At 60.2% G+C, this 10,792-nt stretch carries 7 protein-coding genes and 3 pseudogenes; 6 read left to right on the plus strand and 4 right to left on the minus strand.

Annotated elements, in window-relative coordinates; translation table 11 throughout:
* Positions 1–184: 184 nt before the first annotated feature.
* Together NCS28_RS24230 and NCS28_RS24235 are read left to right on the plus strand one after the other, a co-directional pair.
* The gene (locus NCS28_RS24230; RefSeq protein WP_250516318.1) at positions 185–1,927 is read left to right on the plus strand and encodes an ABC transporter permease; all 1,743 of its coding nucleotides are present in this window, start codon (positions 185–187) and stop codon (positions 1,925–1,927) included.
* Positions 1,890–3,056 carry an ABC transporter ATP-binding protein gene (locus tag NCS28_RS24235; RefSeq protein ID WP_250516319.1) on the plus strand — a complete coding sequence of 389 codons (1,167 nt, stop codon included), beginning with the start codon at positions 1,890–1,892 and terminating at the stop codon, positions 3,054–3,056. The genes NCS28_RS24230 and NCS28_RS24235 overlap by 38 nt, the downstream gene beginning before the upstream one ends.
* 94 nt (positions 3,057–3,150) lie before the next feature.
* On the opposite strand, the gene NCS28_RS24240 is transcribed toward NCS28_RS24235, so the two are convergent.
* Both NCS28_RS24240 and NCS28_RS24245 read right to left on the minus strand, forming a co-directional pair.
* Positions 3,151–4,110 carry a PDR/VanB family oxidoreductase gene (locus NCS28_RS24240; RefSeq protein ID WP_250516327.1) on the minus strand — a complete coding sequence of 320 codons (960 nt, stop codon included), beginning with the start codon at positions 4,108–4,110 and terminating at the stop codon, positions 3,151–3,153.
* A gap of 109 nt (positions 4,111–4,219) precedes the next feature.
* Positions 4,220–5,014, minus strand: a complete 795-nt coding sequence (locus NCS28_RS24245) for an IclR family transcriptional regulator (RefSeq protein WP_250516320.1) — start codon at positions 5,012–5,014, stop codon at positions 4,220–4,222.
* Between the two features lie 191 nt (positions 5,015–5,205).
* Between NCS28_RS24245 and NCS28_RS24250 the strand changes: the two genes are divergently transcribed.
* The 3 genes and pseudogenes from NCS28_RS24250 to NCS28_RS24260 form a co-directional block, all read left to right on the plus strand.
* Positions 5,206–6,240 carry an aldo/keto reductase gene (locus NCS28_RS24250; RefSeq protein WP_250516321.1) on the plus strand — a complete coding sequence of 345 codons (1,035 nt, stop codon included), beginning with the start codon at positions 5,206–5,208 and terminating at the stop codon, positions 6,238–6,240.
* A 46-nt stretch (positions 6,241–6,286) separates the two neighbouring features.
* On the plus strand, positions 6,287–7,342 hold the full coding sequence (locus NCS28_RS24255; protein WP_250516322.1) for an ABC transporter substrate-binding protein: 1,056 nt from the start codon (positions 6,287–6,289) through the stop codon (positions 7,340–7,342).
* 410 nt (positions 7,343–7,752) lie between these two features.
* Positions 7,753–7,980, plus strand: a pseudogene (locus tag NCS28_RS24260) (aldehyde dehydrogenase family protein); the annotation flags it as partial.
* On the opposite strand, the pseudogene NCS28_RS33555 reads toward NCS28_RS24260, so the two are convergent.
* Both NCS28_RS33555 and fae read right to left on the minus strand, forming a co-directional pair.
* Positions 7,969–9,696: pseudogene (locus NCS28_RS33555) on the minus strand (aldehyde dehydrogenase family protein); the annotation flags it as partial. The pseudogenes NCS28_RS24260 and NCS28_RS33555 overlap by 12 nt on opposite strands.
* A gap of 13 nt (positions 9,697–9,709) precedes the next feature.
* A complete protein-coding gene (gene fae / locus NCS28_RS24270) occupies positions 9,710–10,219 on the minus strand; it encodes a formaldehyde-activating enzyme (RefSeq protein WP_250516323.1) in 510 nt (169 codons plus the stop codon).
* A 228-nt stretch (positions 10,220–10,447) separates the two neighbouring features.
* Here fae and NCS28_RS24275 point away from each other — a divergent pair.
* Positions 10,448–10,792, plus strand: a pseudogene (locus NCS28_RS24275) (hypothetical protein); the annotation flags it as partial.

The raw sequence follows: 10,792 nt of genomic DNA on the forward strand, positions 1-10,792 counted from the left end.
GCCAAAGGCACATCGCGACGCTTTCGCGGATCGCAACCCGTAAGCGCGATGTGCCGCCAGACGAAAAGACTGGAGACAGCATGATAAGCAGATGCCCCACGATAGCCATGGTCCCCGCCTGGCTGAACACGTTGCACATGTCGATCCGTCCCGGCTCGAGTAATGATGCTCGAGAGGACGTCGTATGGAACTGACGTCCGACAGTATAAAAACGGCCATCAAGCCTTCGCGACGCTTGGAGGGAAAATGGTTCGTCATCGGGGCGGCGGTGCTCATCACCGGCATTCTCGCGCTGATTCCACTGTGCTTTCTTCTTTGGCAGAGCTTCTTCACGCCACAAGTCGCGGATACGCCGGCGACATTCACGTTCAGCAATTACCGGATCGCTTACGGAAGCGCGCAGACGCTGCGAACCTTGGGCAACTCATTGAGGTTCGCCTTCGGCGCGGCGCTCGTATCTTTCTTCATCGGCACTCTGCTTGCGTGGATCAACGAGCGTACCAACACGCCTTTCCGCAAGTTGTTTTACGCCATTACGATCGTTCCGTTGATCATTCCCGGAATCCTCTTCACGATTTCGTGGATCTTTCTGGCCAGTCCGATGATCGGCGCGCTCAACGTCGCGTTGCGTTCGATGTTCAATCTCTCTCATCCCGTGTTCGACATCTACAGCATGGGCGGGATGATCTGGGTCGACGGCCTGCACTATTCGACGATGGCCTTCCTGCTGATGTCGGCTGCATTTCGCGGCATGGATCCCTCGCTCGAAGAGTCGTCGCTGATGAGCGGCGCCAGTATTGCGCGCACAATGTGGCGAATCACTTTTCGACTAGCCTTTCCGGCGGTCGTTTCCACGCTGCTGATCTTGTTCGTGCGAGCGTTGGAGTCTTTCGAAGTCCCCGCCCTGATTGGCTTGCCCGTCAAACTGCAAGTGTTCACATCGTCCATCTATGAAGCGATCAACCAATACCCGAGCCAGATCGGACTGGCTTCGTCGTATTCCGTGCTGCTCCTGTTGATCACCTCGGTGGGTCTTTATCTCCAGTCGCGAGTGGCTTCAGGCGGAGGAAAATACACGACTACAACGGGCAAAGGCTTTCGCCCTCGCGAGATGGACATCGGCGCGTGGCGATTCGTTACCGCCGGCATTTATGTTCTGTACTTTCTGCTGATCGTGGCGCTTCCGCTGGCGGTGCTGATCTGGTCGTCGCTGCAAAAGTATTACCGATCCCCGTCGCTGGCCGCCGCGCAGCACCTGACGCTCGACGCCTACCGCTATATCGTTTATCTGCCGGCATTACGTCATGCGGTCGTGAACAGCCTGTTGCTGTCGATAAGCTGTGCGACCGCCGTGATGCTCCTGAGCGCGGTGATCTGCTGGATCGTAGTCAAGACGAAGCTTCCGGGTCGCTGGCTTCTCGACAATCTTGCGTCGCTGCCGCTGGTGTTCCCGGGTCTCGTGCTGGGCCTTTCATTCATGATCGTTTCGCTGAACGTCGATATCGGCATCTACGGGACGCTGTGGATCCTCGTGCTCGCGTATATCACGCGCTTTCTTCCATACGGAATGCGTTACACGAATACGTCGATGATTCAGATTCACAAAGAGCTGGAAGAATCGGCCGCGATGAGCTGCGCAACGTGGGGCGCCACCTTTTACCGGGTCGTACTGCCGCTACTCAAACCCGGACTGATGGCCGGCTGGATCTACGTCATGATCGTTTCGGTGCGCGAGCTATCCAGTTCGATTCTTCTCTATAGCCCGGGCTCGGAAACGGTTTCGATCGTGATCTGGGAGTTGTGGCAGAACGGTCAGTATGTGGAATTGTCCGCGCTGAGTGTGATGCTGATCTTCGCATTGCTTTTGCTGGTTTCACTCGCCCAATACATTGGCGGAAAGTTCGGCGTCAAGGCGAGCCGAGGCTGAATACACGGAGATCATCGTGCTTAACGTACAGGGTTTGAATACGGAGTATGTCGATGGCCATAACGTCCGGGTGCGCGCTGCGCGCGACGTCTCGTTCGACGTGCCGGAAGGTAAGCTTTTCACGCTGCTCGGACCGAGCGGATGCGGCAAGACGACGACGCTGCGCTCGATTGCCGGCCTCGAACGACCGGTAGGCGGCTCCATTACGGTGAACGGGCTGACTATTTTCGCGGCCAATACCAATACGTTCGTACCGCCCAACAAGCGCCAGTTCGGCATGGTCTTTCAGTCGTATGCGATTTGGCCGCATATGTCCGTCTTCAAGAACTGCAGCTTTCCGCTCGAGGTGGGAACGAAAAAGTTATCGAAGCGTGACATCCAGGAAAAGGTGATGCGGGTATTGACGGCTGTCGGACTCGATCATATCGCCGAGCGCGATGCGACCAAGATGTCGGGTGGACAACAACAGCGTCTGGCTCTGGCGCGAGCGTTGGTGATGGAGCCCAAGCTCCTGCTGCTCGATGAGCCCTTGTCGAACCTCGACGCGAAGCTTCGCGACAAGATGCGTTTCGAACTGAAGCGCATGCAGCGGGAGCTGCGGCTCACGACTATCTACGTCACGCACGATCAGGAAGAGGCTTTGGCGCTCTCGCACGAGATCGCCGTGATGAGGGAAGGGCGTATCGTTCAGAAGGCGCCTCCCCGGGAGATCTACGATCTGCCGAACAGCAAATTCGTCGCCGATTTCGTGGGGACGACCAATTTCATCGAAGGGACGGTACGCAGTTGCGATCAACCGGACGGGCATATGGTCGTCGATTCCGCTATCGGGGTCGTGACCGTGGCGAATGCGATTTCATGTCGTGTCGGCGACAAGGTCACCATCTCCATGCGCCCGGAAAACCTTCTGGTAAGCGATACGCGCGAGGCCGCCGGATCGCCGAACGTTTTCGAAGGAACGGTGTTCACCAAGGTGTTTCTCGGCGAAACGCTGGACTTTCAGATCAAGGTCAATGAACAGGTCGTCCTAGCGCGCGTTCATCCGACGCACAAGACACCCGTAGGCGGCCAGATCTTCTTTTCCGTCGATCCGGCTTGTTGTATCGCGCTGCGGTCCGAAGCGGTTTGACAGTCCACGACATTCGGCCCGGATAGTCGCCGGCCTGTCCGGTCGACAAACGGGCCGCTTTTGATCGGCCACGTTGCAAGCTTCATCGCGAAGTCTAGAAGTCGATGACCAGGCGCTCGGTCCTGGATCCGGAGCAGCAGATCATCATCGTCTTGCCTTGCTGTTGTTCGCTCGCGCTCAGCACGCTATCGCGATGATCTGGAACGCCCGAGATGACATTGACCTGACACGCGCCACAGATTCCTTCTTCGCACGAGTACGGAGCGCTGACGCCGGCCTCTCGCAAGACCTGAAGAATGGTCCTGCCTTGCGGCACCGCGAATTCCTGGCCCGTGCGCTGCAACTGGACGACATAGCCGCCGTCGATTGCCGCCATTTGTTTGGGCGCGAAATACTCGACATGCACTTGTTCGACGGGTAAAGAAGACGTTGCGGCTTCGAAAGCATCGAGCATGGGAAGCGGGCCGCAGCAATAGAAATGCGCATTGCTCGGGGCGTTGGCGACGATTGCGCGAACGTCGAGCGGTTGCCCGGAGCAATCCGCGTCCACGTGGATGCGGGTGTGAGCAAGACGCTCGATGTCATCGAGAAACGCGGCGTCTGCGCGTTCTCTGCATGCGTAATGCATCTCGAACGAACGGCCAAGGCGCTCGAGGCGCTGTGCCATGGCCCAGATCGCGGTAACGCCGATGCCGCCCGCGATCAGGACGGTGTGCGGAGCGCTTTCAACCAGAGGAAAGCTATTGCGCGGACCGCCGATTTCAAGCAACTGGCCTACGCGCAACTTGTCGTGCATGAAGCTTGAACCGCCGCGACTCGCACGTTCGCGCTTGATCGCGATGAGATACGCAGACAGATCCACGCCGGAAGTCACGAGTGAATACTGCCGGACAATGCCGCCAGGTAGATGCAGGTCGATATGCGCACCCGGCTCGACGGCCGGCAATCTTGCATTATCGAGGCGGCGAAGTTCGTACACGCTAATCTCGCTCGCGGCGTAGCGGATTGCGGTTACGCGCATGGTCAGCGTCGCTTTTGCGTCGCCTTCCGACATGGCGGGTACCGTGATATCCGGCTTCGTATCGCGGCCGGCAACTGTATGAGACATGAAGACTTCCTCACTTGCTGATGCACGGCGTCCACGCCGCGGGGTTGTAGGGCATCTAGACAGCGTCGAGAACGTTTCGGGGAGGCAGGCGAGGTTTAAGCGCTGCAGCGACGTCGAGCAGCCGCTTTCGATACGTTTTGATTTCGTCGGTGGTGAACCGCGTCAGCAGCCCCGACACCGTCAGCGCGCCAAGAAGTTCACCGCCCTCGTTGAGAAGAGGGACGGCGATCGCGGCGAGATCGGGGTCGCGTTCGCCTTTCGATACCACCCACCCGCGCGTACGGATCGTCGCCGACGCTTCATCGGTTGCGGAAGGATCGAAAGCCCACAGCACCTTGCCGGCTGCACCGCTTTTGAGGGGATGACGCGATCCTTCATCCAGGTGATGCCGCGCGGAACGCGAGGAGTTCACGCGATAGAGACAGATGCGGTCCTTGCCATCCCGTACATAGAACGACGCTGTTTCGCGCGTAAATGAAGAGAGTTTGTGAAGCTCGGGCCGCACAAGGTCCTCCAGATTGACCTGAGCCGGACTCAATGCGCCCAGCCGGCGCAACTCGGGTCCCAGCAGATAGCGTCCGCGTGGATCGCGCTGCAGGAAGCCCATGTAGACCAGCGAGGCCGCCATGCGCAAGATCGTGCTTTTGTAAAAGCCGGAGCGCTGCGCAAGAACGGCAAGCGTCAGGATTTCGCCCGGTTGTCGAAAGCATTGAAGGAGCGCCAGTGCCCGTTCGACCGCTTCGATTCGGGCGCGCGGCTTGTCCGCACTGTCGTCGGTGCCTTCGATGTGAGCGTCGAGCGGTATGTCGTCATCGCGCTCGGATGTTGTCGTGCCGGTTGCGATTTGCATGGTCGTCTCCTTGCATGGATGGATTTATAGCGCATTATAGGTGTTCCGGCTAACAGAATTTGTGCCGCTTGACAGAACGATGCTCGAAAAATACTCTGGTTTCCACACATGAAGGAGACGACCATGTCCTCGCCCGCAATGAATGAACGCCTCACGACGGCCGCGACGCACGCGGTGTGGGAATCCAGCAGATGAAATACAGACAGGTAGGGGCTTCCGACCTCACGGTGTCGGAGATCGGTTTCGGTTGCGGCGGCAATGCGGGCTTGATGGTCCGGGGAGATTTCGACGAGCAGCTGGTTGTCGTCGAGCGAGCGCTCGATCTCGGCGTCACGTATTTCGACACCGCACCGGATTACGGCAACGGCCTCGCCGAAGAGAACCTCGGCAAGGTATTGAAGCGTCTCGAGGCGCGCCCCGTACTGAACTCGAAAGTCGAGATACGCGCGCGAGATCTGGACGATGTGGCTGGACACGTGGTGCGGTCTACCGAAGCGACGTTACGCAGGCTTCAGGTCGATCACCTCGACGTTCTACAGATTCACAATGGGCCGGTATTCGGTGCAGCGCCGCTGCAGGGCGATTACTACGCGACGCTTGGCATCGATCATTTCACGGGACCGAATGGCGCTCTCGAGGGTCTGCAGAGCCTCGTGCAGGCCGGCAAGGTGCGGTATGTCGGCTTTGTCTGCCGTGGTAACGACATCGATCCGGTCAGGCAATTGCTCGATACCGGCGTGTTCAGCATGATCAACGTCAGCTATACGATGCTCAACCCGACGCCGGGAATAGTGTGTCCCGAAGGTCTCGAGGTCGAAAAGGACGGAGGCGCAGTGCTGGATTTCGCACGCGATGCCAGTTGCGGCGCGGCAGCGTACAGCGTTCTCGCCCGTGGATTTCTCACCGACGACAGTGTTCACGGACTGGAGCGTCACCGGCTTGCGCGCAGCACGGCGGCCTACGGAGAGCGAGCGAGTGGGCTGCAGCAACAGGCAGCGCAGGTTCAGTTCGTGGCGCGTGAACTCGGAATCAGTCTGGCGCAAGCCGCTTTTCGATTCGTGCTCGGACACACCGGAGTGACGACTGCACTGGGCGGATTTTCATCGCTCGCACAGCTCGAGGAGCTTTCGGCCGTCTCCGGAATGGGGCCGCTACCGGACGACCTGCTGAGTCGCCTCGACCGTGTTTGGCGCAATAACTTCGCCACCGTCCGAGTTCATTCCTGAAGAGCAAGACACATAAGATGGGGACGAAATGACGACGAGACGTACCGTGACGAAGGCGGCCGGGCTTTGGATCGCGCTGAGCGCGATGGGCCTGCCGTTCGATGTAGACGCAAGCGATACGGTTTCGCCCAACCTGGCATTGACCAGCTACACAGGGCCTGACCGGGAAGCAAGAATTCTTGCTGCGGCCAAAGCCGAAGGGCAATTGAACTTCTATACGTCGATAGCGCAACCGGATATTGCGCCCCTGATCGATCCGTTTCAGGACAAGTTCGGCATTCAGGTCGATATCTGGCGTGCCGGCGACGAGCAGGTCGTTCAGCGCGTCGTAGCCGAAGCACAGGGCCATCGATATATTCCCGACGCAGTGCATACCGGCTCGTCTTATCTGGATGCGCTAAGGCGCGAGAAGCTGCTGCAGCCTGTCATGTCGCCCGCGCTTGCTGACCTGATGCCCGAGACCATTCCCGAACATCGTCAGTGGGCGGCGACGATGCTTTCGGTGTGGGTGCAAGCGTATAACACGCATCTGATCAAGAAGTCGGAGTTACCCGCTTCGTATGCGGATTTGCTGCGGTCGGAATGGAAGGGCAAGCTGGGCATCGAAGCGAAGAGTTCCGACTGGTTTGCGACGGTTGCATCGCAGATGGGGCGCGAGAAGGGGATCGCTTTCTTTCAGGAACTCGTCGCTCGGAATGGCGTATCGGCGCGCACGGGGAATTCCTTGTTGAATAATCTGGTGGCGGCTGGCGAAGTGCCGATGGCGCTCGAGGTTTATAACTACATGCCCGCTCAGGCCAAGCGCAAGGGCGCGCCTATCGACTGGTTCCTGTTGCAGCCGGCGGCCGCGCGGGCCAATGGCGTCGCGCTGCTCAAGCACGCGCCTCATCCAGCGGCAGGGCTTCTGTTGTACGACTATCTTCTGTCTGTGGATGCGCAAAAGATCCTTGCAAGCCGCGATTATGTGCCTACCAATCGAAAAGTTGCTTCTCCGTTTCAGGGCGTGCAGATAACACCTGTCGACTCTGCTATGCCGCTTACTGAACGAACCGAATGGACGTCTCTTTTCAATCAAATCTTTCTTCATGCGGCGGGAGGGTGATTCTGTACTGGCGCTAGCCAGGAAATCAGACTTCCGCGACTCACCATGACTGCGGCTGTTCTGACCGAAGCCATGCGCATTAAGGCGCTGCGTGGCATCCGCGATGACCGATACCGTCGCTGCCTTCAGGCGATTCGGTCAGGCGACGACCGATCCGGTTGAGGATCAGACGCACCAGCGGCTTCGTGCGGCTGATAACCTTGCACAAGAAGCCGGAACGACCGTGTCCCGGAGCTCCACGTCGCAGTTCGTTGGTTGTGCAGCTTCAACCGCGGTCTTGGCAAGTTTGATTTTCGCCATGAGGTGCTCCTGAAAGGCTCCGATTTCCAGGAGCCAGCCAAGAGCCAAGCGAAGGAGAACCGGGGCGGTTTGCGTCGTGCACCCGGATATGATCTGAGATCTGGCCTCGAATGAAAACCCGCCATGGCGAGTTGCATCCAAGCCCAGCGTTACCCCGGTGCGGACTCTGCTTCCGCTTCAAGACGGAAGAAGACGTGATCGACGCGGCAAACGACACGCCCTTCGGCCTCTCCGCATATTTCTACACGCGCGATCTGGGCCGCGCGTGGCGCGTCGCGGAAGCGCTGGAAAGCGGCATGGTCGGCATCAACGAAGGCATCATCTCGACGGAAGCATGCGGCGACGGGGCCAAAGGTTTCTTCATCGGCGATCAGCATGGAAGGCGTGGCGTCCGCGAGCACGGTCGGCTCGTAAAACGTGCCGCCGAGCGTGAGGCTTGCCGCCCGTCAGAACCTTCGCACCTTTGCTGACGGCATCGGCGACATGGGTCTGCACCTTCTTCAGCGCGGCCGCGTTGATGAGCGGTCCCTGATCGAACTCGCCTTCGAGCCCGTTTCCTGCGCGCAACTGTGCACCGCTCGCGTCAAGGCTCGCGTGAATGCCTCGTAGAAGCCGTCCTGCACGCAGAAGCGATTGACGCACACGCACGTCTGTCCGGTGTTGCGAAACTTCGATGCCATCGCGCCTTGCACGGCAGCGTCGATATCGGCGTCATCGAACACGATGAAGGGCGCATTGCCGCCGAGTTCCAGCGACAGCTTCTTGAGCGTATCCGCCGATGGCTTCGCGAGCAGCTTGCCGACGCGCGTCTGTCCGGTGAACGACAGCTTGCGCACGTCGGGCGGTTCGGTAAGCACCTGACCGATGACGGCGGCATCGCCCGAAACAATGTTGAACACGCCCGCCGGAATGCCGGCTTCCTCGGCGAGCACCGCGAGCGCGAATGCCGAAAGCGGCGTCTCTTCCGATGGCTTCAGCACCATCGTGCAACCCGCGGCGAGCGCGGGGCCGGCTTTGCGCGTGATCATCGCGAGCGGGAAGTTCCACGGCGTGATGGCCGCGACGACGCCCACCGGCTCGCGCGTGACGACGATCTTCGAGTTCGGCTTCAGGCTGGGGATGATGTCGCCGTAGCTGCGCTTCGCTTCTTCGGCGAACCACTCGAAGAAGCTCGCCGCGTAGGCGGCTTCGCCGAGCGCTTCGGCGAGCGGCTTGCCTTGTTCGCGTGTGAGCAATTCGGCGAGCGTGTTGCGGTTGGCGAGCATCAGTTTGCACGCCGCGCCGCGCCGCGCCGCGACACGCGCGACCGATGCCCCGATCTCCTGCGACGCGCGATCGCCGTACATCTGCGCGGTGAAGAAGTCCGTCCGATTGCGCGTGGACTTGGCGCCGGATGTCAAGCGACCGCGCGCGAGCGGGCTGAACACGGACACCCCGACGCCCTGATCGATGCAATACGGCACCATCTCGCGCTCTTCCTCGCGATACGCGACGTTCAACTGCAACTGCATGTTGATCGGCTTGTGCCAGCCGTGGCGCTCGCACGCCTGCATGATCTTCGCGAACTGCCAGGTGTACATCGTCGATTCGCCGATGTAGCGCGCCTTGCCCGCGCGCACGATGTCGTCGAACGCGCCCATCGTCTCTTCGACGGGCGTGTTCACGTCGAAGTAATGCAGCATGTAGATATCGACGTAATCCATGCCGAGACGCTTCAGCGACCCGTCGATGCCGTCCATGATGTGCTTGCGCGAATGGCCGCCCGCGTTCGGGTAGCTCGCCATGTCGTAGCCGACTTTCGTCGTCACGACGACTTCCTCGCGCTTGGCGAGACGCTTCAGAATGCGGCCGACGACTTCCTCGCCGACGCCCGTCGAGTAAAAATCGGCGAGATCGATGAAGTTGACGCCCGCATCGAGCGCGTGGCGCACGATCGGCTCGCTTTGCGCTTCATCGAAAATCCACGGCTTCCATTGCGGCGTGCCCATGTTCATCGTGCCGAGGCACAGGCGCGAAACCTTCAGGCCGGATTGGCCGAGACGCACGTATTCCATTGACGGAAACTCCTCACTTCTTCGGCGTGTAGAACGGATTCGAAACGTCGCGCGCGGCCTTGAACATGGCGTCCTTGCGCGGCAGACCTTCCATTGCGGCGACGATCGCGTTCTTGCACGCGCGATAGTTGTTCTCGAAGACGGCGTCGAGATCGTCGGTCTTGGGATTGACCCAGTTCGCCGACACGACGACCCAGTCGTTCTCGGCTTCGGGCGGCAGCGTGCCGTTTTCGAGCGATTCGGCGACGGCCTTCGCGATGCCCGTCTGCGACGCGCCCCAGGTCGCGTTGCCGTGGAAGTCGCCGTCGATCTGCGCCTTGTTGACGTAGAGCGTGAGCGGCTTGGTCGGCACGCCGGGCTGCGCGGTCACGACGAAGGGCGCGTGACCGGCGGACGGCGTCGCGAGCGCGGTCGCGAAGGCCTGCCCGGCCGGACCGTTACGCGGGCCGACCAGCACGTTGATATGGGCGAGATTGACGCCCGGCCCTTCGAAGCCCTCGCCGATGAAGAGATTCTTTTCCATTGACTCCAGTCCTTTGCGTTACGTTGAGGATGGAGGCATTCTGCGGCGGGCTTCGCGCGGGGAGGAATCGAGGATTTTTGAGGGGAGCGTTGATGAAAGCTCAACTCGGGGATGACCCGTACGCTGGATCGTTTCGAATTGCGACGGCTTTCAGTTTCCTAAGCGTCCCATAAGGTACGAGCCCCGAAAATATCGGTTTGTCCCTGAACGCGGACTATTCCGGCGCGCATGCCTCCCACCGACCGCATCCCCCAGCTCGACGCCACGGAAATTCCGTGGCGCTATTACGATCTCGCGAAGTCGCGCGTGCAGATCCACGAACCACCGGCGCCCGGCGAGGTCTGTCTTTGGCTCGTGCCGAGCGAATTCCGCTTTGCCTCGGCGTCGAATATTGGGAGCTGGCTCAGTCTCGCCGAGCGCAAACGCGCGCGGCTGCATCCGAATTCGGCGCTCGGGCGGCGTTTCGGCGGGGGGGGGGGGGCGCGGCGGCGCGGGGGTTTCCACAATCTCCAATTCGAGCCCCGCGGACTGGGGGTCGGGGCCGCACCCCCCCCACCCACCCTCCTCACCCCA

The organism is Caballeronia sp. INDeC2, assembly GCF_023631325.1.
Taxonomy (GTDB): Bacteria; Pseudomonadota; Gammaproteobacteria; order Burkholderiales; family Burkholderiaceae; genus Caballeronia.

Coding starts and splice junctions, on each gene's coding strand:
- NCS28_RS24230 (WP_250516318.1), top strand. CDS start 185: ATGGAACTGACGTCCGACAGTATAAAAACGGCCATCAAGCCTTCGCGA.
- NCS28_RS24240 (WP_250516327.1), bottom strand. CDS start 4,110: ATGTCGGAAGGCGACGCAAAAGCGACGCTGACCATGCGCGTAACCGCA.
- NCS28_RS24245 (WP_250516320.1), bottom strand. CDS start 5,014: ATGCAAATCGCAACCGGCACGACAACATCCGAGCGCGATGACGACATA.
- NCS28_RS24250 (WP_250516321.1), top strand. CDS start 5,206: ATGAAATACAGACAGGTAGGGGCTTCCGACCTCACGGTGTCGGAGATC.
- fae (WP_250516323.1), bottom strand. CDS start 10,219: ATGGAAAAGAATCTCTTCATCGGCGAGGGCTTCGAAGGGCCGGGCGTC.